Below are 24,977 nucleotides of genomic sequence, written 5' to 3' on the forward strand. Positions count from 1 at the left end.
CAACAAAAATCAACGATGTTGGCACGCCAATGATGCCTGCTTTCCCCTTGACCGGCCAGGGACCAGAAGCTAAACTGCCGCAATTCAGACCATTACAGACCTATAAGGAGCGGCCATGAGCATATCCATCAAGATCGCCAACTACATCGAGCGGGCCAGCTGGATCCGCAAAATGTTTGAAGAGGGAGCGCGCCTGCGTGCCGAGCGGGGCGCTGAGAACATCTTCGATTTTACCATCGGCAACCCCTCTACCGAGCCTCCTGCAAGCCTGCAACAAGAGCTTCTCAAACTGGCTCAACAACCGGTCCCCGGCATGCACCGTTATATGAGCAACGCCGGTTACGAGGAGACCCGTCAGGCGGTGGCCGACCATATTTCCAAAAACGCATCACAACAAATCGAGGCGAACCATGTCATCATGACCTGCGGCGCCGGCGGCGGTCTCAACGTCGTGCTCAAAACGATTCTTAATCCCGGCGAAGAAGTGATTATCCTCACTCCCTACTTCGTTGAGTACATGTTCTATATCGACAATCACGGCGGCACAGCCGAAACAGTGGCGACCGATCCCGAGACCTTTCAGCTCGACGTGGCCGCCATCGAAGCCGCCATCGGTCCCAATACCCGGGCCATCATCATCAATTCCCCCAACAACCCCACCGGGGTTATCTATCCCGCCGAAACTCTGCAGGCCTTTGGCGAAATGCTGGCCCGCAGGGAGCAGGAACTGGGTCGTACCCTGTTTGTCATTTCCGACGAACCCTACGCGCGACTGGCCTATGAAGGCCAAAGCGTGCCTTGCATTTTCAACCACATTAAAAACTCGGTAATCGTCACCTCCCACTCCAAGGACTTGGCTTTGCCCGGCGAGCGGATCGGCTATCTGGCCGCCAACCCCGCTATGGACGGGGTCGAGCAATTCATGGGAGGGGCGATCTTCTGCAACCGGGTGCTCGGCTTTGTCAATGCCCCGGCCTTGATGCAACGCCTGGTGACCAACCTGCAGGAAGAGAGCGTCGACATCAATGCTTATCAGGAAAAACGCGACCTGCTCTATGATCACCTGACCGGACTCGGCTTTAAGATGGTCAAACCGCAGGGCGGATTCTACTTCTTTCCCGAATCACCCCTGGAAGACGATGTGGCCTTTGCTCAGCTGGCTCAAAAACACAATATCCTGGTGGTGCCGGGACGGGGCTTCGGCGCTCCCGGCTATTTCCGCATCGCCTATTGTGTTGAACGCGAGATGATTGAGCGCAGCCTGCCCGCCTGGGATAAGCTGGCAAAAGAAGCAGGCTTGCCCTGACAACAGCTGCAAAACTGAAACTACAAGAAGCCCGGTGCGCATCCGCACCGGGCTTCTTGTTTGCCTGGCTTTTTTGACAAGCCTTTAACCCAATTCATTCACCACGAAGAGCACGAAGGACACGAAGACAAACTGACCTTTTAAAACAGAACTTATAGGGCTTCTTCGTGCTCTTCGTGTCCTTCGTGGTAACAGCTTCTGCTTCAACTTAAATCTCTTGGTTAGACAGAACATCTAACAAACCTCTATTGCCGCCACTTGATCGAGCACCCCATCGACGGCCTCTGCTCCACCGGCGGATCGTCCCCAGCCACCAGCGCCGTCATTGCCGCACGCAACTCCTGCCGCGAAACTGCTCCCTCATCCTTCCAGTTGTCATCGATACGCCCATGGTAAAAAAGCCGCCCATTACCGTCAAAGAGGTAAGGATCAGGGGTACACTGAGCGCGGAACGCCCTTGCCACCTGTTGATCATTATCCACCAGGTAGGGAAAAGAGATGCCGATCTCAGAAACCAGTTCGGTCATGCGCTGCGGAGCATCGTCCGGATAATCGGGATGAATATTGGAATTGATCGCCACAGTATTGATACCCTGCCCGCCAAACTCTTCAGCCAGGCAAATCAGGCGGGGCCACTGGGCTTTAGCGTAGGGACAATGGTTACAGGTAAAGACCACCAGCAGTCCTTTGTGGCCTGACAGGCTGTCGCTCGCATAGGCTCGTCCGTCCGAGTCGTTGAGCCGAAAGGCGGGCATGGGGCTGCCGAAGGGCAGATCGACGGAATGTACCAGAGCCATAGCAAAACCTCCTTTCGTTACAGGATGCATCTGGAGCAACTATACCAATCGACCGGCATGGTTGCTTTGCTGATCGCAAATTACTTCTCGAACACCATCTTTTTACCCTGATCGTCGATGGCCACATAAGCAAACTTTGCTTCGGTGACCTTAAAGCTGGGGCAAGCCTGCTTCGAGTTCCGCAAGGGGGCCTCCACCCAGACTTCAATATCAAGAGTTACCGAGGTGTTGCCGACCCGCACCACGTTCCCGTAGCAGGTGACGATATCGCCGATCTGAACAGGCTTGATAAATTTCATCGACTCTACCGCAACGGTTACCGTACGGGTGCCGGTAATCTGTTTGGACATGATGCCGCCGGCAATATCCATCTGGGCCATAATCCACCCCCCGAAGATATCGCCGTTGACATTGGTGTCGGCCGGCATGGCCAGAGTACGGAGAATAAGTTTCCCTTCCGGCAGCGGACAGGTTGAATTTTCATTGGCTACAGGACAATCCATAAGATCCCAACCTTTTCATAAATACAGACATTAAAAACAACAGCAGGCACGCGGCCGCAAAATGCAACCGGGGCAGGATAACGGCAGGGTTAAATCCCTTGAGCTATTTATACACCTTTTTACCATTTCCTCCCTGTCAGGTAAACTGGTGGGAAGATTCGCTCATCAAGGCTCATCACCTTTCCCAGATCGATGGACGAATGAACCAGTTTCGCATTGACCCATTACCGTCAACCTTCTAAGATGTGTTGAATATTCTTTGAATTCGGAGATTTAATCATGAAAATTGTAATCGATAAAAAAGTCTGTAAAGGTAGCGGTCTCTGCGTAAAGGCCTGCCCCGTTGGCGCCATTACCCTGAAGAACGGCAAAGCGGTTATCGATGACGAAAAATGTGATCTCGATGGCATCTGTATTCCCGCCTGCCCTCACGATGCCATTTCACTAGAAGAAGAGTAACACCACCTGGATTTTACGATCTAATTCAGTTTTTCTCACAAACCGGCTATAAAAAAAGGGGACGGCCAGTGGGCCGTCCCCTTTTATATTGTGCTTCAGAGCTGATAGATTCAGCCACGAATCATTTTTCCCAAAACATCGCGACTAACCCTTCTGTTCCGTATCAGCACCAATAGCCTCATATTCTGCAAGAGTCAGCTGGCCGTCATGGTCGGTATCTGCTTTCACAAAACAATTCATCAAGGCCTCGCAGGGGGTGGCTTCTTTGGCAGAGATAGAGCCATTCCCATCGACATCAAGTTCTTCAAAAGCGGGCAATTTGCTCCCGTCAGCCATAACAGCAGTCGAAGTTAAAGCTAAAGCACCAGCAGCCAGTAGAATAACGAAGGTCTTTTTCATGATCGTTCTCCTTTAGCAAAAGAAGTAAGCGGGACCGTCCAATTACGGTTGCTCTAGACCATATCAACCTTCATGCCAAAACATTTTTCATTTTGTTTTTCAGGCCCTTAAATGTATGAACAGCCTGAACGGAGTATTCATCTTCCAATATCTGTCACCTGCAGGAAACACATCACGGGGAAGAAACAATCAACTCCTTAATTTTTAAGGACTAATTGACGTTGCCAAATACAGACAGCGACAATTGACTCTTCATTCCCTATCAATAAACCAAATCAGTCGGCGGATGGCGTCTTACTCTTATCCGACTTTGACCGGGAATACTGACCGCGCTTGACCAGAATTGCTGCCAATAAGCCCACAATAAATCCACCCACAGCTGTCAGAAACAGCAAAACGATAGCAGGGATCTCTGCCGTCATCCAAAGAAATCGCGCCTGCACAGGAGCGGTATTCTGAATAACGACCAACACAACCCCTAAACTGATCAGCAGCAGAACTGCAAATTTGATCCTATGCATCTCCGTACTCCTCCCTTCACTATGATTATTTGTAGAACCTCATAAGAGTTTATCAGATTACGGTTCCTCTAAAAACCGGCACGAACTCCTGAGTATAATTCGTTGTTGCTGCAAACGGCCCATTTCAACCCTATAATCTTTCTCAACAATACTATTCTAACATCTTGATTTGCCGTGAACTTTACCCAATACTTAAATCAGCTTCTATGTCGATTTCTGCAAGCCAAAGTACAAACATAAATAACACCGAAACTAACGGGGGAAATTCCATCCCGACTTCTATTGTCCGCCCGAACAACCGTACAGCATTTCCCTACTTCCTCTCCGAACGTCTGACAATTAGCCGGAAAAGGCAGCACGCCGGGAGGAGGTTCCCCCACAACAAAGGCCTGCTGAAATCCCATTCCCACATCAAGCCCATCCGTCTGATCCCCGCCCTGCACATCATCAAGATCGGCGGTCATGGCGTCATGGATTACGGCCGCGAGGTGGTGGTACCGCTGGTAGAAGAAATCGGTGAAGCTTCAAAAGACCACAAACTACTGATTGTAACCGGGGGTGGAGGGCGGGTGGGGTATATCCTCGATATCGGTGTTGAACTCGGTATGGCCGCTGCCCGTTACAGAACCGACTCGACGGCACGGAGGTCTTTTACTTTGAGCTGCACGGAACTTCGGCCGCGCCATTCGTTGATACCCGGGGTGAAGAGCAGGTCGAATTCCCCGGCCAGCTCATCAATCCGCTCTGCCATGCCGAAGGCAATACAGGCCTGACTGTAACCACCCTGAAGGGCGGTAAAACGCAGATGCTTATCCCCAAGAATCTGTACCTGTTGAGCGCGTAGCTGGCGAGCCACCAACAGCGGCTGAGGGTTACCGACACCGAAAGGGGCCAAGCGCTCTAGCTCGGCCACCGTCTGTGGTGTCAATTCTTCAAGGAGCACCTCCTGATCAAACAGATGGCGCGGTTGTAGCTGATCGTTACTCAGTTCTTTTTCCGCCACCGTCTCGAAGGTGCTGGCGAAGGCATCGATATTGTCGGCAGGGATCGATAAACCTGCGGCGAATTCATGGCCTCCATAGGCGCTCAGATGCTGCTGAGAATCGTGCAACGCTCGATAGAGGTGAAAACCGCGAATTGAGCGGGCCGACCCCTTGCCAATGCCATTTTCAACGGCTATGAGCACCGTCGGCCGGTAAAAACGTTCCACCAGACGACTGGCAACGATGCCGATGACTCCCGAGTGCCATTCGGGGTCGGCGAGGACGATACTGCGCTGCGCCGGATCATACGTCTCCGCAAGTTGCTCCAGAGCCTGTTCCAGGGTTTGCTGTTCGATCATTTGGCGCTGGCGATTACAGTCGTCGAGTTGCCGGGCACTCTCCAAGGCCTTGACCGGGGAAGCCTCAAGGAGCAGGCCTACTCCCTGAGCAGCATCCTGCAAGCGACCGGCGGCGTTTAAGCGAGGGGCCAGTCGAAAACCGACGCTGCCGCAATTGACCTCTTTGACATCGGCGACTTCTCTTAATGCGGCGATCCCCGGCCGTTGCCCCTGATTCAGTACTGTCAGGCCGGCTTTGACCAGAATCCGGTTGAGTCCGTTTAAGGGAGCGATATCGGCGATGGTGCCGAGAGCCACCAAATCGAGGCTGCACCGCAGGTCCGGTTCGGGACGATCCTGAAACCAGCCCTTTTGCCGCAGGCGACTGCGCAGGGCCACCAACAGCATAAAAGCCACCCCGACGCCCGCCAGACCCTTGTCGGGAAAGGCACAGTCCGGCCGGTGCGGGTTGATGACCGCCAGGGCTTCCGGAAGCTGTTCGGGAGGCTGGTGGTGATCGGTGATGATCAGGTCGAGACCGAGTTTTTTGGCCAGGCGAGCTTCCTTATGAGCCGACACCCCGCAATCGACAGACACCGCCACCTTGGCACCACTGTCCGCAGCCCGTTGCAGAGCTTCGCCGGAAAGACCATATCCATCCACCAGTCGCAATGGAATATAGTAGTCTACAGGCGCTCCAAAAGAACGTAAATTCTCCACCAGCAAGGCGCTGGCGGTGATGCCATCCACATCTTATTATACAACCCCTTTTTTTAAAAAAATTCACTTGGTGAGGGAGATTGCCCCCAATAGATCCTACAAGTTTGTTGCAAGAGGGATCTCTGCTTCATGGAGTGGACGTTGGCACTTGATTTATTAATAGCGCGGCACGAGCATCAGCAATCATTGCCCGATAGAAATCAAGGCACATTTTGCCAGCAACAACCGGATGCATTTCCCCTGCCTCGTTCCCCAGATGCCTGCTGGGTGGGTTAAATTTTTTCCCGCGATTTACAATACGAACCAAACGAACATCACTGGGAAGTACTTTGGTGTCATATGACAAGAAATGATCCAGGGTCTCGATATCAATCACCAAGGTCCCATCTCTCACCTCAATATTTACCTTGTCGAGTTGAAATGGGCGACCAATCTTGTCTGAAATAATAACCTTAAAAGATTTATCCAAAGTCCCGGTGATTGAGTGTGTTTCAGCATTTCTGGCCTGCTTTATATATACCAGTAATGGGTCCTTGTTTATAAGCCTTTTGTATGGCTTGTACCACTGCTGAAAACCCTTAAGTTTCTGGAGCTTCTTCCGCGTTACTTCACACGTGCGGACAATACGGTAAAGGTAATTCTGCCAAGCCTCCAAAAAGGCAGAGAACTTGGTTGTATTGGCCATTTCTTCAAGAAGTCTCTCTGCTATATCCAGGTCTGTATCTGAAGCTTTCAGGAGCACAAATCATCCTTTTCGGCCAGTATCATTTTTAAAGGTTGAACATGCCTTAGGGCACTATCAGAAGATCTAAAAGACTTTAATCCCCAAAGGGAAATATTCCCATTGGGGCCAAAAGACGGTGCTCACCACTCTTTGGGTACGCCATGCCCGAGGCGACCATTTTTCACCTCCACTACTCTCACCCAAAATAATCATAACCGGACGGTCCATGTAATTCCGAGGTTCCCGTGCAATATTCCGCAAGGCACGCCTATCAATCCAACTCAAATGTGCCGTCGCGCTAGGGTGAGTGTGCCAGTCCCCCAAATAAGAGATTAGGCCATTGCTTTTTTCGTAAATTTTACCGATTTCATCACGATGAAACTTATAATCTGGTCGGTAAGTCGACCTTCGGTGTTTAGCATTGGGACCAGGCCCAACTATTTCGGTGATCACCACTTCATCATCATCGATCGAACAATAGCCAGCTAGAATCCCCCCTGTCTCCAATGGATATTTAGCATCAGCTTCCAGCGTCATCCGATCAAAAACAGACCGCTCAATCCACACACTATTCATGCTCAGCAAGTACAATCAGGATGTTTAACCAATTTACATGTCTGCCATTCGGGGAAAGTGCCCTTTTTATCTCTTCGCAGCGATAGGATTCCTATATCATCCACCATTGCAGGATACGCAAACTGTTCCCCTTCGCATAAAGTGGAAACAGCCATGCGGACACCGGCAAGAGCAATTTCTTCTACGTCAAAGCCAGCAGCCGTAAAAGTCACATCGCCACAACCTGCAGATTGCACATCGTCTCCCAAGGGATCATAAGGCGGCGGCTCAATGATGCCTTCTTCATCGTCAAGAGCATAAAGGTAGCAACAATAACACCCCTCCGAATCAGGCTTAACGCGAACAACGTTCCCGCCCCACCCTCCTGCACGAGAAGAAACCGTAACATACGGGATTTGAAAAGCCTTAGCCAAGTCGCATAGAAGATGATTTATTCCTTCTTCAGCCGTTGCATCATAAATAAGATCAGCACCTTCAAATAGCTTTTCAAGAACCTCCATCTGATCTACACCGGATAGACTCTCTCCAAGCTTTAAACGAAAGTCGGCTCCCACATTTGGGGGATAATGACCTGTTCCTATTTGTGTAAAAGGGAAATTTCCCCCGATAAATTCTTGGAGCGCCTTGACCTTTCCTTCCCCTGCCACGGAAAGCCCTAAAGGCCAACGGCACGTTGTGCCGGGGCTGACAAAATCACCATCTAACAGCCTCAATTCTCCGATTCCTGCACGTGCCAATGCCAGAACACTCGGAGCTCCAACACACCCAAGCCCAACAACAGCAACTGTCTTGTGCCGCAATGGGCTTAATTCTGGAATGCGTTCAAAAAGATCCTTCTCTCCTGCCGGTTCAGCTTTTACCACCCATCGTGTTGTTTGTTGTTGTCGATGAGCCCGCTTTCGTCCTTTCCCTTTGCGTTTATGCTCCAGGCACGATGCAATAAAAAGCCAACCATCTCTAACCCCTCCGTCGGGGTCTTCTTCAGGAAAACACAAGCCATATAACCCGCAATTGGTGCGACTCAATTGCTGCCAGGTCTTAGGATACTGGCCACGAAGATATTCCATGAGTTCAACAATGTTGCTGGCTTGGGGTGGTTCATCCAGTCTTGCCCAAAGACAATCTGCAAGCTTATACCCCTGAGCGTTAACCCATGATTCGATGTTTCCGCTAACCTTTGCCCCTTCAATACTTTTTTTCTGGGAAGTCTGGACTTCCAGCACCCAAGCGACAAACCTGTCCTGGGTTGTTATGCTTCTGAGTCCATCTTGCAAAGCAATCTTCATCCAACCCCATCGATCAGCGGAAGGTAGCCTCCACGCTGAGTCCATTATCACTAAGGACCCAGTAGGATGCTCGGGAAAATAAACGCTAAATGGTTCCGCTTGGCGATCTTCAGTTGCTAAACGGGAATCTTCATGCTTTAGAATTGCCGCCTGTTCCCATTCTGGCAACATCTCTTGAATTAGAGATAATGCCGTCATGTTAGGTTGCCAGTGCTGGGTCCCCCGTTTAAGAAGGCAAACTTCTCCAGAGAGAGGATTGTAATGACGCAGGCTGAAACCTAACCCGGGGACATAAACGGTTGGGCGAAAGTATGGATAAAGATCGGGGTATCGAATGAATCCTTCTCGCTGCTCGCCTAATATTTCCAAGCGAATAGCCATTTCAAGGATACCCTCAGAACGGGATTCTTCAATTATATTCGGTTGCATGTCGGCGGCTGCAAGGCGAGTCACCTCCTCTTGCAGCACGCCGTCATACCGATCCCACCATGCCATTAACCGACTTGCCTTCCACCGCCAGGATTGGGTCGACCACCTGGGCGTTTCCCAGGATTTGAAGGGGGAGTTGCAGGAGTTGCGGGATCAGCAGGCTGTCCAGGCCCACCAGGGTTTGCAGGAGTTGCGGGGTTGGCAGGATTCCCATGGTCATTGTTCTTAGGCATAGATAACCTCCGTTTGACGATACCTGTCCTCGCTCCATGCGAGAGACCATTTGTCGCCACTCATTGGAAGACAAGATAGCAAAGTGGTCGCCAACCGTCAAGGCAAAACACAATATTTGCCATACCGCCGACACAAACACCACCACATATTGTGCTCACCCATATATGACAATTTATTAGAACGGGTTTTCTACAACCTTAATGCTCCCCATCAACCTCGAGCAGTGAGCGCTTTGGCTGATGGGCCCGCTAGGTTGTTTTACGGAAATGGCAATAGAGATACATTTGCTCTACCCCACCCGGCGTAATGTGCAGTTCTTTGCGGTGGCGTACTAATTCAAACTCCCCGTCTAGAATGTCCTTTAGCTGGTCCAGACTATACCGTTGTACTGGCAGACCACTGCACTTAGGTGGCGCTTCTGGTGCAAATGTACCGACAATCAGATGCCCTCCTGGCTTTAACGCTTGCAGAAGGTTCTTCCGATATTTCATCTGCTGGTCAAACTTGGTCAGAAAGTGAAACACTGCACGATCATGCCATAATTCGTAATGATGTTTCGGCAAATCCACCGTGGTGATATCGCCAGTCATCCAAGTAACCGTTTCTGCTTTTTTGCCCAACCGGGTCTTAACTGTGGCCAGAGCTTTTTCTGACAAATCGAGGACTGTGATCGATTGATGCCCAGCGTCCAACAAATCGTCGACCAATGTGGATGCACCACCACCAACATCGATGACCGGAGCATCTACTGCCAAGTCGAGTCCCCTAATCCAACTTAAGGAGATCTGCAAATGTGGTTCATACCAACCGAGTTTCTCGGTCAACTTGTTCGAATAGACTTGTTCCCAGTGATCTTTTTGGCTCATTTTACACCGACCTATCAATAAGTGGATAGCCTGCCAAAATCTGCAAACGCAGAAAACTTCTGCCTACACATGAAGCGTGCTGGTGTACTTTACCGTCGGCCGCTTGACGAGTTTGAACCGATAGATAATCGACATTTTTCCCGTCCAAACAGGTTGGTTAGAAACGAGAGGTAACGGCCGTGATTTTGATAGGCGCTGCCAGCACCGAAGAGGTACAGGCTTTTGACCTTTTCATGTATTCCCCGCCGCAAAATTGGGTATGTGTTCCAGCCACTGACAAATCATTCCTATGCCCCTGGTTTAGCTATTCCTCTGTCATATTACCGTATGCCTAGCCGGTGAACTGGCCATGGAAGTCAACAACAATCGCCGTACAATCGTCACTTGGCGGATCCTTCGCGGTGAATTTTTTGAGAGCATCAAAAAGGTTATCTAAGAACTCCAAATGATTGTAATCCGATTGCCGTAAAATTTGTTCCAACCGTTCCTGCCCAAAAGGCTCTCCATCTTGGTTGGTAGCCTCGGTTATGCCATCGGTGTAAAGCAGAAGACGGTCTTCTTTCTTCAGTTCAATCCCTTCCATGGTTATCTCGGGATTATCGAAAAAACCCAAAGGCGGCGAGGTTGCTGGCAAGGTGAAAAGGGTATCGCCACGACGAATCAAGGGCGCTGGATGGCCTGCATTGACGAACGCCATCTTCTGAGTCTTGGGGTTGATAATTCCGTAAAACAACGTGGCAGAAAAAAATTGATCTAAATCTTTGGAGCGCTTGGAAAAAGACAGGAGAAAATCGTTGATCTGACAGACGATGTCCCGACAGGGACAGGGGGCACTGAACGCACGATGGATGTAACCATATAGAATGGCCATAATCAGCGAAGCATGCAAACCATGACCTGTGACATCACCAAGGAATATAACTTGGCATGCATCTGACATGGTAAGGAAGTCGAAATAGTCCCCTCCTACCCCCTGGGCCATCCGGTTTTTGAAACCTATGTTTGCCCACTCACAAATGGGGGAAGCTTTGGGAAACAAGATTTTCTGCACCTGAGTAGCTAAGCCAAGGTCCAGATCATTGCCGTTTTCTTCCATAAGGTCGCCTCCTTAGATAGAGAGCGTTGCTTAAATTTTATCAGTAATTGCTCTCTGCTAGAAGGCCACCCCTCCTCTCTCAAAATATGGTGATTTCTTAGATCATTTTTTCAGTCTCGAATATCCTCAATTGAAGAGTGTAGCCGGCTTGAAACATATCGTGTTCAAGGTGTGGAGCGGCACGTATGTCTGATTTGCCAAATAGCCTACGTGGTAATTGGCGACGAACCCCCTCACGGATTAGCAACAGTGAACGGTCCCAACGAAGTACTTGCGACCGTGAGATGATCACTCATGCTAGCCTTAAGAATGGTGATATAATTATTGGAAGTAGCATTGGCAGAAAATGCGCATTAGCACCGACGAGCGCGGCAAAGAGGTTGCCAAACAAAAGGAGGCAACACTATGAGGCCAGCAAAACTTATTGTTCTCCTCGCAATCATAGGGCTTACTCTCTCCGGCTTTGGAATTCATTCCTCCGAATCTGTGGCCGAGGAAAGGGTTTCTCTGGATTATTCATCGGCGTATTCGGTAGTAGTTGCACCTATGACCCCCGTGAAGGTGAGTTGGGCCAAGGCTTACCAGGATGGGGACGTATTTGTAGTTTCAGGTAAGGTCAAGCGAATGCATAGGGTTCATCTGCCCGGTCATCTCGACTTGGCGATCTATGCCTCCGACGGGACGCTTCTTGCCCAGGAATCTACTCACATACAAAGACTTCGTTCCAATCGTAAGGGGGTTCTTATCCTACCGTTCAGTTTTCGACTGGCAATGATTCCTCCTGAGGGAGCAAAGATTCGTCTCCAATACCATGCACCCGCTTCGGGGAATGTGGAGCTAAGTCACTCAAAATCTTAATAGTTATTTGACCAAGTGTACTTGAAATTGCTTTAAAGCTGAATCTGCCCACACCCAAAAGGTGTGGGCTTTTTATAAAGAAAATCTTCAAGGATTCAACAACCCTCAAAATGGTGAGCGGCAAGGTTATTGTTGATGTTTGAATTGTCTTAAAGCTTTTTCTTGCAAATGTGATGGGGTTAGCGGGTAACAAAGCCTGATTTTAGAGCGGTTTAGACAGGTGAATATAGTGCTGTTTCAAGCAGTAGGCAATATGAGGCTCAAGACCTCTCACTACGACCATTTCTTTCCTTACCTCCTCATAAGTTTTCTTCCCGTTCTTGCGAGTTCCCCGTACAAAGCAGAACGCCTCCGGTCCAAGTGAGGTCCCGAGGCGTTCCGTTCCATTGATCTCTGACGTATTGGTCTGGACCCTGAAGGGATACTCCCTAGGTCGTCCAGTTTACAATCAGTTTCATGTTGTTTCTAGGTATTTTTTGGTGGGAAGCTAGTATATGCGGCGAAGTGATTCATGGTACGGATAGGCTTATGTTAAGTTAAGCAAAGCAATGGTAAATAAATTAAATGCCCAGATCTCCTTGGAAAATTTCTCTTCAAATCTTTATCTGCAGATGAGCGCATGGGCGGAAATAAAGGGTCTCGATGGCAGTGCGGCATTTCTTCGCAAGCAGGCCAAAGAAGAACTTGACCATATGCATCGGCTCTTCAAATATGTCTATGAAACCGGTGCATTGCCTGCCATCGGCGAGACCAAGGCCCCACCCACCGAGTTTAAGTCGATTAGTGACCTGTTTCAGCAGGTCCTGGATCACGAGAAGCTGGTCACCGGTAAAATCAACAAGCTCATGGACAGTGCCTTGAAAGAGAATGACCATTCATCCGTAGATTTCCTGCAATGGTATGTATCCGAACAACACGAAGAGGAACATACCATTCAGCAGGTTCTTGACAAGATACGTATTATCGGTGAATCCGGCAGCGGGGTATATTTTATCGATCGGGCGATCGGTGAAATGTTGCGTAAACACTGAACCGCAATGAGAAGTTTTTCGAAAGGCCTAGGAATAAGAATGGCCCACCCCAAATATCAGGTGGGCCATTTTCATGTTTTATGAGTGACTGTTCTTTTCTCTTTGCCTTGCCTGCGACCATGACGGTTTTCAACACCATATTAGGCTGAGCATGATTCTCCACATCCGCAGGTGTTTGAAGATTTCTTCGATTTTGGCAGGATATTTCTAATAATGAGTGCTAGCAGAACCACTGCCGAGGCTAGGGCAAGAAAAGACGAAGTCGCTGTATCTGTCTGCTGAATCCAGCGAGTGATATCGGTGCCAGTGAAAGCGTAAATGCGGTTCACCAGATAACCGAGCAGCAGCGAACAGATGGCGATCGACGCAAGGTAGATGGCGGTTGAGGCACGGCCGAAGTAGCGGCCAACCACGGTCAGCGTGGCGGCGTTAGTGGCCGGGCCGGCAAGAAGAAAGACTAGGGCCGCTCCGGGGGAGAGCCCTTTAAGAACCAAGGCGGCGGCGATAGGAGTAGAAGCACTGGCGCAGATATAGAGGGGGATGCCGATCACCAGCATGATCAGCAACGAGGTGAATTCACTGCTGAGGTAGCGGATGAAGAAATCGTTCGGAACCAGATAGGAGATGACCCCGGCGACGGCGATGCCGATCAGCAGCCACTTGCCGATGTCCCCCAACAGGTCGCCGAAGGCGTAGGCGAGCCCGGCACGCACCCGTTGAAGCAGAGGTGGTTTGGCGGGTTGTTTCGACTTGTCTCCACTGCAAGAACTGCTGCAGCCACAATCGCTCCCTTTAATAGCGGCCGACTTTACGCCCTCCTCTGGTAGCAGATTGATTAGTAGTCCAGTTACCGTGGCGGTTAAAAAGGCCGACACGGGTCTAACCAGAGTCATGATCGGGTCGAGCAGGGCCCAGGTAATAGCGATTGAATCAACCCCTGTTTCCGGCACCGAGACCAAAAAGGAAGCTGATGCACCCTTGCTCGCTCCCTGTTTGCGCAGACCGATGGCAGCCGGGATCACCCCGCAAGAGCAGAGAGGCAATGGGACCCCAAAGAGTGAGGCCTTGAGGACCGATCCGGTGCTGTTTTTTCCAAGATGGCGGGCCACCACCTCTTCGGGGACCAACGCCTTGAGTAGCCCGGCAGCGAAAAAGCCGAACAGGACGTAAGGGGCGGACTCGACCAAAATGTCCCAGCATTCGGCAAGAATGCCTAGAATCGTTTCGAGCATACATCTTTCTCCTTGGCTACCCTCTTTTGACGATGATCGCCGCGGCCATGTCCGCATCAACCGCATACTGGCTGTAATCGACTGAAAAGACAAAGGATGGGAAATTGGCGTTTAACTCAATGGCGTTGCCGGGAAGCACTCCCATGACCATTAACTTCTGCAGTTTTTTAGAGTCACCGGCCTTGATGTAGGCAATCGTCCCGGCTTCCCCCGGTTTCAAGCTGGTTAGGGGTACAACGAATCTCTCTTTCGCCTCGCGGGCCTTTCGACAGCAGTCCCCTGGAGGGATCGGCTTGCCGTGGGGACAGGTTTCGGGGTGCCCCAACAATCGACAGATTTTTTCTTCGTTTCCATTTTTAACAATATGCTCTACTTGGCAGGCGGCCTCTTCCATGTCCACCTGGTCGGTTTCAATGATGTCGTAGCATAGGCGCTCCGAAAGACGGTGCCGACGAATTGCTCGCTCGGCTTCTTTCTTTCCTGCCGGGGTAAATTGGATGGTTTCCGCCGACCGTTCCACCAGCCCCTCTTGTTCCAGTTGATCGAGGGAAATCTCCAGTTTTTGACTCAACTGGTTTTCCGCTTCCATCTGTGGGCTGGAATCCTCCATCAGGCACTCCCACAGAACCTCCAAAGCTTCTTCAATCCGCTCACTTGCTTTCATCGGTTTTCCTCTCGAATTTCTTCTTCAAATTTCGCAATGTTTCGACAAATTCTGGTTCCCGGGGAGATTCGTACCCGCAGTAAGGGCATTTGACTTTCTGGCAGCCGCCGAAAGATGAGCAGGCCCTGCATTCCTTTTTGGCTTCTGCTGCGGCAAACTCCTTCCGGCAGAAGGGGCAAATCATAACTGAATTCCGGTTAGATTCAGCAGAACATTCACCATGCCGCCTACTAAAAAGGCGAAAGGAAAGATAAACAGGGCGATAGCACTGGCCATTTTAAGCCCGCGCTCCTTTTTCATGATCAAGAACTGGGCGACACAGGGGACAAACAAGGTCAGGGTGATCACCGCCACGGCGAGCTGGTTTCCGGTCAGCGCCCCGGCCTGCTGCAGATCGAAAAGTCCGGCGGCACCGTAATCGCGACGAAAAAAACCGAACAGAAAAGCCACCGCCGCCTCTTTGGGCAGACCGATCCAGCTCATCACATGAGAGAGCCAGGAGACCACGACGTCGAAGGTTGCAGTAATTTTCCCCAGCCAGATCAGCACACTGGCCAGAATGAAGAGCGGCAGGATCTCGACGAAGTACCACTGCATGCGGGTGTAGGTCTTCATGAAGACCGCCCCCGGACGGGGCATACGCAGCGGCGGCACCTCCATGTAGAAGTTGGGGCGGTCGCCGGGCATCAACCGCGCGGTCAGAAAGCCGATGAAGAGAAAGATGAGCAGGATGAAGCCGCCCCAGACCGCCATGGCGGCAGGTTTTTCCGCGACCATGCCCAGAATGACCCCGAGCTGGGCGCTGCAGGGGATCGCCAGGGCCAACAGCAGGGTGGCAATGATCCGTTCCCGTTTGGTTTCCAGGGTGCGAGTAACCATGGTGGCCATGGTGTCGCAGCCGAACCCGAGGGTCATGGGGATGACCGCCCGCCCGTTGAGGCCGATCTTTTTAAAAATCCGGTCGACCAGCAGCGCCAGCCGGGGCAGGTAACCAGTATCCTCGATGATCGAAAAAGCGATGAAAAAGGTGCCGACGATCGGCAGGATAATGGCGATAGCATAGCGGATGCCCAGGGTAACAATGCCATAGTCCATGCCGATCAGTTCTCGCAAAGGCTGCCAGGGGACGTAGGCACTGAGCAGGCCGTTAATCCAGGGGTTGACGTAGACCTCAAAGATATCCGCCTCCAGAAAATCGACGATGGTCCCAGCCCCGAACTCGCCGACAAATTTGTAGAGGCCGAAGTAAAGGACCAAAAGCAGGATGGGAACCCCGGTCAGCGGTCGCATGGTCCAACCACTAAGACGGTTGGCGAAGGATTTGCCCTTGTGCGCCGGCGGCGCAAAGGCTTTTTTGCAAATACTGACCGCACTTTGGTGAAGCATCATCGGCACCGCGTAACTGGCAGGCTCCTCCAGGTTCTCTTCCATCTCCGCCAGGGTCGCATCCAGAAAATCGGTCGAGTTTCCTTCCAGGTTGCGCTCCTCTTCGGCAATCGCCGCATCGCCCTGGATAAGCAGCAGAGCTAAAGCCCGTTGCGACAGACCATGACCGGACGGCAAGATCGGCGCAAGAGCATTCAATGCGCCGTCGATGACATCGCCGTAATAGATCTCCGGGGTCTCTTTCGGATGGCGGTAGGAGACGATTTCCTCCTTCAAGGTGTCGACCCCGTGCCCGGAAAGGGCCGAGATTGCCACCACCGGGATACCCAGCCTTTTCTCCAGCAATGCAGTATCGATTTGGATGCCAAGGCGCTCGGCCTCATCGATCATGTTGAGAACCAGCACCACCGGCAGGTCGGCCTCGACCAACTGCAGGGTGAGGGAGAGCATGCGCTTGAGATTCTTGGCATCGACGACATGCAGAACCACATCGGCCTTGCCGGCCCGCAGGATGTCCCGACTGACGCGTTCCTCCTCAGTGATTGGCAGCAGGGAATACATCCCCGGCGTATCGTTGACAATGAACTCTTCGTTGCCGATCCGGCACTTGCCCCGGGAAACCTCAACCGTTGTCCCCGGGTAGTTGGAGACCACCACGTAAGAGTTGGTCAGCCGGTTAAACAGTGCGCTCTTCCCCACGTTGGGGTTCCCCACCATGACGATATTTTTGAGGCCGGTTTCCTCGCAGGGCTGGCTGCCTTGGCAACCACAACCACTTCTCTGTTCCATTTCTACCTCCAGGCGAATGACGTATTCCTGTGAACGCATGCGGATATATTCATATGTGAGGGCAAAAAAAAGCCCTACCCTTCTTTCAGGTGGCGGATACCTTCTTCAAACAAGTTGCGGACATGCTCGTCATCCAGGGAGCAATAGACCATCTTGCCGTCCTTGCGGGATTTGACCAGTCTGGCGGCGCGCAAAATCCGCAGTTGGTGAGAGATGGCCGATTGGGTCGCCTCGACCACCGTCGCGATGTCGCAAACACACAACTCCTCCTCGGCCAAGGCATGGAGAATGCGCACCCGGGTCGGATCGCTAAGAACCTTGAAGGTTTCCGCCAGTTCCACGATGGTCTGATCGTCATGCATTCGGGCCCTGGCCCGGGCGACCCGCTCGTCGTCCACGTAACTGATTTGGCAAATATCTTTTGACATTGTTATCCGTTTGCGTGAATAATTGTTCAGATGTTCTTGGCTTTCTACCTTTATTGCCTATCTATGTCAAGAAGATTTTTGAAAATGGTTTTCATCGGAAACAAAATGATCCCTGCATCGCACCACCCAAAAAGACCCTCCCTGCCCGCCTTGGGGTTTATTCTAGCCGCAATTATCCTGGCCATAATCCTCGGCGTGGTTACCTGGCGCAACCTGGACCGCGAGGAGAACCTGATGGAGAAATTCCTCCGGGAGGAAGGCCTGACTCTCATCCGCGCCTTCGAGGCAGGAGCCCGTACTTCCATGATGATGAACTTGGAAGGCAACTCCCTGGCAACCCTGGTGCGGGAGACGGCGCGAACAGATTCGGTCGCCTATGTCGCCGTTGCTGATGCATCCGGTCGACTGCTGATGGCGTCAGGCGAGAAGCTTGGCAACGACGATATTCTCCCAGTTGCACAGGTCCTTGCACAGGAGCAGGCCCGCACCCGCCGGACAAAAGATGAGTCCGGTCGAACCGTGTATGAAGTCGCCAAAGAATTCAACCCGGTTTTGTCTGAAGGGGCCGGTCGTGAGATGATGATGGGGCGTTGGGAAAGGTGGTGCGGCATAGGTTATGAGCCAGGCGAGCAGGTTGGGCGCAGAGCAGTTTTCGTGGGACTTTACACTGGCGAGTTCGAAGCGGCCCGACACGAGGACGTCCGCCAAAGCTTACTCATGGGCGGACTTCTGTTGCTTCTGGGGTCGACTGGATTTTATTTCCTCTTCCTTTCCCAGCAAACCCGGGTGGCCAAAATCACCCTTGCCAACATGGAGCTTTACACCCGCAACGTCATTGACAGTATGCCCGCAGGGTTGATCACCCTGGACAACCAAGGTCGCATTGTCTCCCTCAACGACCAGGCCAAGGAGATATTCGTCCAACCGGGAGAAATAGCCGAGGGGAAACTTCTGGATGCACTGACTGGAACGGAGCGCTGCGAGATTGCACCGCTGATTCGGGAAGGCAGCGAATTTGTGGAGCGGTCGATTGAGTGCCGACGACCGAACGGCGAGAGTATCCCGGTCAAGGTGAGCGCCTCCCGCCTGACAGAACGGGATGGAGAGCCCCTGGGAACCGTACTGGTTGTCCGGGACCTGCGTGAGATCAAGGCCATAGAAGAGGCGCTGGAGCGCTCCCGGCGGCATGCCGCCCTTGGGCGGATGGCGGCTGGCATTGCCCATGAGATCCGCAACCCATTGGGATCCCTGCGCGGATTTGCCCAGTATTTTGCCAGACTCGGAGAAAAGGACCCCCATGCCGAAGAATACTCCGAACTGATGGTCGGCGAGGTTGATCGACTCAATCGAACCATCTCCGCCCTGCTGCAGTTTGCTCGGCCGCGAGAGCCGGAACCGGCGGAAATTGACTTGGGAGATCTGTTGCGGCGCACCGCCCGGCTGCTGCAGGACGACCTGGCGGCCCGGAACCTGACCTTTCAGCTCGACCCGCCCGCCGAGACGGTCAGCTTCACGGCGGATTCCGACCTGCTGACCCAGGTGCTGATCAACCTGCTGCAGAACGCCCAGGCCGCTACCGAAGCCGGAGGGGAAATCCGTCTCGGAGCAAGTGCGCAGGATGCGGAGATCCGCTTCTGGGTAGAGGACACTGGAAAAGGGATGACCCCGAAGGAACAGTCGCGCATGTTCGACCCCTTCTTCACCACGCGCAAGACCGGTACCGGACTGGGGCTGGCGATGGTCCACCAAATCGTGGAGCAGCACGGCGGCCGCGTCGAAGTGGAGAGCGCGCCGAAGAAAGGCACCCGGGTTGAAGTAATCCTTCCCCGGGAGCCGGCCCAACGCAAAGAGATTGGAAGTTCAGCGTGAACCCTTGGAAGATGAGGACCAACGGATGACAAGATTGAAAAGAATCCTGCTGATGGCCCCGGTCATTTTCTCCTGCGTCGGTTGCGATCGGATCACCAAGGCGGTCGCCCGGGAGTACCTGGCCGGCTCTTCCGGGCAGTCGTTTTGGGGGGACCTGTTTCGTTTGCAGTATGCGGAAAATCCCGGCGCCTTTCTGGGAATGGGTGCGGGCCTGCCGGAAACTGCGCGTTTCTGGGCCTTTATCATTGCGGTCGGAACGGTCCTGCTGGGCGTGCTGGTCTGGACCCTCTCCTACCGGAGCTTGAGCCCTGTCGGTGTAGTGGCCTTGTCCCTGGTGCTGGCCGGAGGACTCAGCAACTTTTATGATCGGGTATTCAACGGCGGCACCGTCGTCGATTTTCTGAATCTGGGTCTGGGGGGCCTGCGCACCGGCGGCTTCAATGTCGCTGACGTTGCCATCACCACTGGCGTCACCTTGCTGCTGATAGGGGAACTCATTCGAGGCCGGAAGGAGCCGGAACATGAAAAAGAATAAGGCCGTTATTCTCGTGGTCGACGACGACACCACCCACCGCACCATGCTCAAGGCCCACCTGGGCGGCGAGGGGTACGAGATCGTCGAAGCCGACGACGGTGATGTGGCCATTCATCTGGCCCGGGAGCGCGAGATCGATCTGGTCCTGCTCGATCTGAAGATGAAACGGGTGGGAGGGACGGAAGCCCTTGAGGCGATCCAGAAAGCGAAGCCGACGCTACCGATCATCATCATCACCGCCTTCTCCTCGGTAGAAAATGCCGTTGAATCGATGAAGAAAGGTGCCTACGACTACGTCACCAAACCGGTGGACGCTTCGGAGCTGGCTCTGACGGTGGAGCGGGCCCTGAGTTTCGAGCGCCTGCAGCAGGAAAATGCTGCCCTAAAGGAGCGGCTCGGCGCGAAATTTGACTTTGGCAACATCATCGGCACTAGCCGCCCTATGCGTGACCTCTTCGAGACCCTGGCTCTGGTCGCTCCGAGCGACGCCACAGTGCTGATTACCGGCGAGTCGGGGACCGGCAAGGAACTGGTCGCCAATGCTGTCCACCAGAACAGTCCCCGCGGGGGAGGCCCCTTCGTCAAGGTCAATTGCGCTGCCCTGCACGAGAACCTGCTGGAGAGCGAACTGTTCGGTCACGAAAAAGGGGCCTTCACCGGCGCCGCGGAACAACGCAAGGGCCGCTTCGAGCTGGCCCACAAGGGGACGCTGTTTCTTGATGAGATCGGCGATATGAGCCCCACCACCCAGGCCAAGATCCTGCGGGTGCTGCAGGAGGGGGAGTTCGAACGCCTCGGTGGCACCAAGACGATCAAGGTCGACGTGCGTCTGATCGCTGCCACCCACAAGGATCTGCATCAGATGGTTGAAGAGGGCAGCTTTCGGCAGGACCTCTTTTTTCGGCTTAGTGTCGTTCCCCTAGAAATCCCCCCGCTGCGTGAGCGGACCGATGACATCCCGACACTGGCCGGGCATTTTCTTGAAAAGTACAGCGCCAAAAACCGCAAGGATATCCGCGGCCTCCACCCCGAAGCCCTGGATGCCCTGTTGGCTTACGCCTGGCCCGGAAACATCCGCGAACTGGAGAATACCATGGAACGAGCGGTCATCCTCTGCCTCGGCGAGCAGATCGCCCTGCGGGAGCTCCCAGTCCTCATCCGCGAGGTAGCCGGAAGCACAGAGCGCCCTTTTGCCCTGCGCCCCGGCCACACCCTCAAGGAGATGGAAAAGGACCTCATCCGTGCCACCCTCGCCCAGACCAATGGTAACCGCAGTCGCGCCGCCGAGATCCTCGGCATCTCGCGCCAGACCCTGCAGAACAAGCTCAGGGTGTACGGACTTTCCTGAGTGCTGAGTTCCTGGGCCCCCGGCTGTCAAATATTTTGACAACTCGGGTTGTTCCCTCCCCCTTCAACTGTCCAATTCCTTTCCACCCAATCACACACAAGAAAACTTCTCTTCTTGAATAATCTATTGTTTTCAATAGGTTAAAGCGGATTGCATTAAGCTGGCATCCTCCTTGCCCTATATCAGGGCAACACCAAAGTAAAAGGAGGATGCCATGAAAACGTTTGTCACTGTTTTGCTGCTGGTCTTGCTGGCCGGCTCCGCACTTGCCCTGTCGGGCTGCGGACACTATGGGCACCGGGGTGGACATGGTCAGAGCAATTACCGTGGCTGCGGGCATTCCGGATATTAGCAGGGGGTATTGCTGATGTATTGCGGAAGCGGCTGGAGCGGCGGTTGGTTTTTGAGCGGATGGATCGTTCCGGGATTGTTCATACTGGCCCTGCTTGGCGGAGCTGCCTGGCTCCTGAAACGGCGAACCTCTTCGAGCGGACTCGCACCCAAAGCTTGCCCGCGTTGTGGAGGACTCGTGCAGGAAGTTTATTTTCGCTGCCCGCACTGCGGGGACGCTCTCAAACGAAATTGTCCCGGTTGCAGCCGGGTGGTGGACCAGGCTTGGGAGTTCTGCCCCTTCTGCAGCGAGGCTCTGAAGAACGAAACGAAACAACCGACCGCCTCAATGAGGACGAATCAACAAACCCCATGAATCTGAAAGGAGATCATCATGAAGAACAATCGTAAACGGATCGCAGTAACGGCAATTTTGGCCATGGTGGCCATAACGACCCCGGCCTTTGCCTGGATGGGTAACTGGTCAGGAACCCGGATGGGGCGAGGAATGGGGCCGGCGACTGGTGCGCAGGCCCTGACTGCCGAGCAACAGAAAAATCTCGATGAGATCCAGGGTAAGTATCAGCCGCAACTGCAGGACCTACAGCAGAAGCTCAACGCAAAGCAGGCCGAGCTAAACGCGGCCCGTAGCGACAACGCTACAACAGTGGGCCGCCTCAACGCCCTTGAAGGCGAGTTGTACGATCTGGAACGTGCCTACTGGACCAAACTGGATCAGGCAAACTTGGAGGTAAGCCGGATCACCGGCGACGGATACGGTCCTTGGTTTGCCTGCGACTACCAGGGTTGTGATCACGGTCATGGCAGACACGGCATGATGCGGGATGGTTACAGGATGAGAAACCGAAGCATGAACACCGGTCGTTACGGCTCTTGTTGCAGGTAACCGTTTGTACTTCGTTATCCTATAACGCTGAAACTGGAGTTGCAGCTATGTTGTAGTTATGGAAAAGACATGCCTTTGCCAGGGTCATTGGTTTCATGCTGATTGGTATGCTCCTTGTGGTTTCTTCTGGACCGGCCTTTGCCGTCGATGAGCATAAGAAAGAAGTCAGGGATAAGATTTCCTGGAACACCACCGAGTTGAAAAATCCGGCGCGGAGATCGAAATCTGTTCCCTGGCCCTTAGCTTGGCTGGCATATGAGACACCGGGTTGCTGCCCGGCATCAAGAAAGTAGGAAACAGTCTGGTATCCCTGATCGCCTACCTGTATAGAGGGTGTGCCATGGTAGCCATTGAAACACAAGAGGTTATGCTTTGGGTAGAGCGTCCGGATAACGCAGAACCCGGACGCTCCGTCGCAATGAATCACCCAGGAAAGAGAGTGACAAAATGAGTTACGTGTTCAGCAAAACAGTTGCAGTATCTTTCGAACAGGCGATCGCCAGAGTCACAGAAATACTTGGCAAGGAAGGGTTCGGCATCCTGACTGAAATCGATGTGCAGGCGACCCTGAAGCGGAAACTTGACGTCGATTTCAGGAAATATCGTATCCTCGGCGCTTGTAATCCAGCCTTCGCCCACCGGGCACTGCAGGCCGAAGCGCACATCGGTGCCATGCTTCCCTGCAACGTGATCGTTCAGGAATACGAGGATGGTTGTGTCGAGGTCGCGGCAGTCGATCCCATCGCCTCGATGCAGGCGATTGACAATCCTGACTTGGCCGATATCGCGGTCCAAATAAGGGACAAACTACAGCAGGTGATCGACAATCTGTGAAAAAGTCCGATTGTGAGCCTGCCTATCTCCCGATTTACGGTCGGGGAAGTAAAGGAATCTAGTCCATGATGAGATTTTGGAGCGAGAGCTGGCTGTGCGGTCCTGGCAGCTATTTTCACGGACCTTTGGGCATGTTTGTCAACCTCGCCTTATGGATAATAATGATTTTTCTGGTCGTCTGGTTGTTTCAGGCGGTGATCAGCAAAAAAAGAACTTCAACATCATCCTCCTCGCCGCTGGAGGTTTTGAAGCATCGCTACGCTGCCGGGGAGATCGATCGCGAAGAATTCGAGCGTATGAAAAAAGAGTTACAGGGATGATCTGATTCGCTCTTCCGCCCGTAACACCTGGCAGATACTTTCTCCGTATTCTGTGAGAGGATTTTTTCTTCTGGCTTCAATAGAGATGACGATATTATGAGGAAACTGCCTCTTCCGCAGAATCTATGTTTGATCTGATCCGAGAACGAGCAACTTTACCCCATACAGAAAGGAATCACTCTGTGCCCCGTATTTACACTGACAACTCACTTTCCATCGGCCGCACCCCTTTGGTAAGCCTACACCGCATCGTTCCCGAAGGTGCCACCGTCCTCGGTAAGATCGAGGGGCGCAACCCGGCCTACTCGGTCAAGTGCCGCATCGGCGCCTCGATGATCTGGGACGCCGAACAGAAGGGGCTGCTCGGACCCGGCAAGGAGATCGTCGAACCGACCAGCGGCAATACCGGCATCGCCCTGGCCTTTGTCGCTGCCGCCCGTGGCATTCCCATCACCCTGACAATGCCCGAAACCATGAGCATTGAACGGCGTAAGGTGCTCAAGGCCTTCGGTGCTAACCTCATTCTCATCCCCGGCGCAAAGGGGATGACCGGCGCGGTGGCTGCCGCCGAGGAGCTGGCCGCGTCCGATCCGAACAAGTACGTGCTGCTGCATCAATTCAAGAATCCGGCGAACCCGGCGATCCACGAACGGACCACCGGCCCCGAAATCTGGGAAGATACTGACGGCGAGATTGACGTGCTGGTCTCCGGCGTCGGCACCGGCGGCACCATCACCGGCGTTTCCCGCTATATCAAGCAGATCAAGGGGAAATCGATCCTCTCGGTAGCGGTGGAGCCCGCCGACAGCCCAGTTATCAGTCAGAAACTGGCTGGCGAGAATCTGCATCCCGGGCCGCACAAGATCCAGGGGATCGGTGCCGGCTTCATCCCCGAGACCCTCGATCTGTCGATGGTCGATCGAGTGGAGCTGATCAGCAACGATGAGGCCATCGACTTCGCCCGGCGCCTGGCCAAGGAAGAGGGGATCCTCTCCGGCATCTCCTGCGGCGCGGCGGCGGCGGTGGCCGCCCGCCTGGCCGCGCAACCCGAGTTCCAGAACAAAAAGATCGTGGTCATCCTGCCCGACTCGGGCGAGCGCTATCTCTCAAGCGCACTGTTCCAAGGGGTCGTCTGATCCTGGCCTAGATCTGGTCACAAAGAGCCGGAGGTCTTAGCCTCCGGCTCTTTGTGCTTGGGGCTGAATTTCC

At 53.1% G+C, this 24,977-nt stretch carries 27 protein-coding genes and 1 pseudogene; 13 read left to right on the forward strand and 15 right to left on the reverse strand.

Going from position 1 to position 24,977, the window contains the following annotated elements; all coding sequences use genetic code 11:
• The first annotated feature begins 115 nt into the window (after positions 1-115).
• Positions 116-1,306, forward strand: coding sequence for a pyridoxal phosphate-dependent aminotransferase (locus A7E78_RS04340; protein WP_072283082.1), 1,191 nt, complete (start codon positions 116-118; stop codon positions 1,304-1,306).
• A 245-nt stretch (positions 1,307-1,551) separates the two neighbouring features.
• Here the strand turns inward: A7E78_RS04340 and A7E78_RS04345 are convergent, their stop codons facing one another.
• Together A7E78_RS04345 and A7E78_RS04350 are read right to left on the reverse strand one after the other, a co-directional pair.
• Positions 1,552-2,103: a thioredoxin family protein gene (locus A7E78_RS04345; RefSeq protein WP_072283083.1), complete on the reverse strand. Its 552-nt coding sequence runs from the start codon at positions 2,101-2,103 to the stop codon at positions 1,552-1,554.
• Positions 2,104-2,183: 80 nt separating this feature from the next.
• Positions 2,184-2,606 (reverse strand): acyl-CoA thioesterase, encoded by a 423-nt coding sequence (locus A7E78_RS04350; RefSeq protein WP_072283084.1) that lies wholly within the window; start codon positions 2,604-2,606, stop codon positions 2,184-2,186.
• A 279-nt stretch (positions 2,607-2,885) separates the two neighbouring features.
• Between A7E78_RS04350 and A7E78_RS04355 the strand changes: the two genes are divergently transcribed.
• Complete coding sequence (locus tag A7E78_RS04355) at positions 2,886-3,065, forward strand: indolepyruvate ferredoxin oxidoreductase subunit alpha (protein WP_072283085.1); 180 nt, start codon at positions 2,886-2,888, stop codon at positions 3,063-3,065.
• A gap of 144 nt (positions 3,066-3,209) precedes the next feature.
• Here the strand turns inward: A7E78_RS04355 and A7E78_RS04360 are convergent, their stop codons facing one another.
• Together A7E78_RS04360 and A7E78_RS04365 are read right to left on the reverse strand one after the other, a co-directional pair.
• On the reverse strand, positions 3,210-3,464 hold the full coding sequence (locus tag A7E78_RS04360; RefSeq protein ID WP_072283086.1) for an EF-hand domain-containing protein: 255 nt from the start codon (positions 3,462-3,464) through the stop codon (positions 3,210-3,212).
• 275 nt (positions 3,465-3,739) lie between these two features.
• The gene (locus A7E78_RS04365; protein WP_072283087.1) at positions 3,740-3,985 is read right to left on the reverse strand and encodes a lipopolysaccharide assembly protein LapA domain-containing protein; all 246 of its coding nucleotides are present in this window, start codon (positions 3,983-3,985) and stop codon (positions 3,740-3,742) included.
• A 470-nt stretch (positions 3,986-4,455) separates the two neighbouring features.
• Between A7E78_RS04365 and A7E78_RS15300 the strand changes: the two are divergent.
• Positions 4,456-4,551: pseudogene (locus A7E78_RS15300) on the forward strand (amino acid kinase family protein); the annotation flags it as partial.
• A gap of 53 nt (positions 4,552-4,604) precedes the next feature.
• Here the strand turns inward: A7E78_RS15300 and recJ are convergent.
• The 7 genes from recJ to A7E78_RS04400 all read right to left on the reverse strand — a co-directional run bounded on the left by recJ (position 4,605) and on the right by A7E78_RS04400 (position 11,237).
• On the reverse strand, positions 4,605-6,056 hold the full coding sequence (recJ, locus tag A7E78_RS04375; RefSeq protein ID WP_072283088.1) for a single-stranded-DNA-specific exonuclease RecJ: 1,452 nt from the start codon (positions 6,054-6,056) through the stop codon (positions 4,605-4,607).
• 97 nt (positions 6,057-6,153) lie between these two features.
• Positions 6,154-6,768, reverse strand: coding sequence for a hypothetical protein (locus A7E78_RS04380; RefSeq protein WP_072283089.1), 615 nt, complete (start codon positions 6,766-6,768; stop codon positions 6,154-6,156).
• Between the two features lie 66 nt (positions 6,769-6,834).
• Positions 6,835-7,326: a Mov34/MPN/PAD-1 family protein gene (locus A7E78_RS15715; protein ID WP_418361393.1), complete on the reverse strand. Its 492-nt coding sequence runs from the start codon at positions 7,324-7,326 to the stop codon at positions 6,835-6,837.
• Positions 7,327-7,328: 2 nt separating this feature from the next.
• Positions 7,329-9,080 carry a HesA/MoeB/ThiF family protein gene (locus tag A7E78_RS04390; RefSeq protein WP_158516068.1) on the reverse strand — a complete coding sequence of 584 codons (1,752 nt, stop codon included), beginning with the start codon at positions 9,078-9,080 and terminating at the stop codon, positions 7,329-7,331.
• A 4-nt stretch (positions 9,081-9,084) separates the two neighbouring features.
• Positions 9,085-9,255, reverse strand: a complete 171-nt coding sequence (locus A7E78_RS15015; RefSeq protein WP_158516069.1) for a hypothetical protein — start codon at positions 9,253-9,255, stop codon at positions 9,085-9,087.
• Positions 9,256-9,523: 268 nt separating this feature from the next.
• Complete coding sequence (locus tag A7E78_RS04395; protein ID WP_072283092.1) at positions 9,524-10,141, reverse strand: class I SAM-dependent methyltransferase; 618 nt, start codon at positions 10,139-10,141, stop codon at positions 9,524-9,526.
• A gap of 331 nt (positions 10,142-10,472) precedes the next feature.
• Positions 10,473-11,237 (reverse strand): PP2C family protein-serine/threonine phosphatase, encoded by a 765-nt coding sequence (locus tag A7E78_RS04400; RefSeq protein WP_072283093.1) that lies wholly within the window; start codon positions 11,235-11,237, stop codon positions 10,473-10,475.
• Between the two features lie 1,406 nt (positions 11,238-12,643).
• Here A7E78_RS04400 and ftnA point away from each other — a divergent pair.
• Positions 12,644-13,126 (forward strand): non-heme ferritin, encoded by a 483-nt coding sequence (ftnA, locus tag A7E78_RS04410; protein ID WP_072283095.1) that lies wholly within the window; start codon positions 12,644-12,646, stop codon positions 13,124-13,126.
• Between the two features lie 140 nt (positions 13,127-13,266).
• On the opposite strand, the gene A7E78_RS04415 is transcribed toward ftnA, so the two are convergent.
• From A7E78_RS04415 to A7E78_RS04435, 4 genes are all read right to left on the reverse strand, one after another.
• Entirely contained in the window at positions 13,267-14,358 is a 1,092-nt protein-coding gene (locus A7E78_RS04415) for an SO_0444 family Cu/Zn efflux transporter (RefSeq protein WP_072283096.1), read from the reverse strand.
• A 16-nt stretch (positions 14,359-14,374) separates the two neighbouring features.
• Positions 14,375-15,022: a metal-dependent transcriptional regulator gene (locus tag A7E78_RS04420; RefSeq protein WP_072283097.1), complete on the reverse strand. Its 648-nt coding sequence runs from the start codon at positions 15,020-15,022 to the stop codon at positions 14,375-14,377.
• A 180-nt stretch (positions 15,023-15,202) separates the two neighbouring features.
• The gene (feoB, locus tag A7E78_RS04430; protein ID WP_072283099.1) at positions 15,203-17,197 is read right to left on the reverse strand and encodes a ferrous iron transport protein B; all 1,995 of its coding nucleotides are present in this window, start codon (positions 17,195-17,197) and stop codon (positions 15,203-15,205) included.
• 74 nt (positions 17,198-17,271) lie between these two features.
• Positions 17,272-17,625, reverse strand: a complete 354-nt coding sequence (locus tag A7E78_RS04435) for an ArsR/SmtB family transcription factor (RefSeq protein WP_072283100.1) — start codon at positions 17,623-17,625, stop codon at positions 17,272-17,274.
• Positions 17,626-17,730: 105 nt separating this feature from the next.
• Here A7E78_RS04435 and A7E78_RS04440 point away from each other — a divergent pair, with 105 nt between their 5' ends.
• From A7E78_RS04440 to cysK, 9 genes are all read left to right on the forward strand, one after another.
• Positions 17,731-19,494, forward strand: coding sequence for a two-component system sensor histidine kinase NtrB (locus tag A7E78_RS04440; protein ID WP_158516070.1), 1,764 nt, complete (start codon positions 17,731-17,733; stop codon positions 19,492-19,494).
• Positions 19,495-19,528: 34 nt separating this feature from the next.
• Positions 19,529-20,029 (forward strand): signal peptidase II, encoded by a 501-nt coding sequence (gene lspA / locus A7E78_RS04445; RefSeq protein ID WP_201258032.1) that lies wholly within the window; start codon positions 19,529-19,531, stop codon positions 20,027-20,029.
• Complete coding sequence (locus A7E78_RS04450; RefSeq protein WP_072283102.1) at positions 20,016-21,377, forward strand: sigma-54-dependent transcriptional regulator; 1,362 nt, start codon at positions 20,016-20,018, stop codon at positions 21,375-21,377. The genes lspA and A7E78_RS04450 overlap by 14 nt, the downstream gene beginning before the upstream one ends.
• A gap of 214 nt (positions 21,378-21,591) precedes the next feature.
• Complete coding sequence (locus A7E78_RS15020) at positions 21,592-21,729, forward strand: hypothetical protein (protein ID WP_158516071.1); 138 nt, start codon at positions 21,592-21,594, stop codon at positions 21,727-21,729.
• Positions 21,730-21,744: 15 nt separating this feature from the next.
• A complete protein-coding gene (locus A7E78_RS15720; protein WP_072283103.1) occupies positions 21,745-22,083 on the forward strand; it encodes a zinc ribbon domain-containing protein in 339 nt (112 codons plus the stop codon).
• A gap of 18 nt (positions 22,084-22,101) precedes the next feature.
• Entirely contained in the window at positions 22,102-22,614 is a 513-nt protein-coding gene (locus A7E78_RS04460; protein WP_072283104.1) for a periplasmic heavy metal sensor, read from the forward strand.
• 447 nt (positions 22,615-23,061) lie between these two features.
• A complete protein-coding gene (locus A7E78_RS04465) occupies positions 23,062-23,448 on the forward strand; it encodes a DUF302 domain-containing protein (RefSeq protein WP_072283105.1) in 387 nt (128 codons plus the stop codon).
• A gap of 65 nt (positions 23,449-23,513) precedes the next feature.
• On the forward strand, positions 23,514-23,768 hold the full coding sequence (locus A7E78_RS04470) for an SHOCT domain-containing protein (RefSeq protein WP_072283106.1): 255 nt from the start codon (positions 23,514-23,516) through the stop codon (positions 23,766-23,768).
• A 182-nt stretch (positions 23,769-23,950) separates the two neighbouring features.
• Entirely contained in the window at positions 23,951-24,904 is a 954-nt protein-coding gene (cysK, locus tag A7E78_RS04475; RefSeq protein WP_072283107.1) for a cysteine synthase A, read from the forward strand.
• Positions 24,905-24,977: the final 73 nt, after the last annotated feature.

Source organism: Syntrophotalea acetylenivorans (assembly GCF_001887775.1).
GTDB lineage: Bacteria > Desulfobacterota > Desulfuromonadia > Desulfuromonadales > Syntrophotaleaceae > Syntrophotalea_A > Syntrophotalea_A acetylenivorans.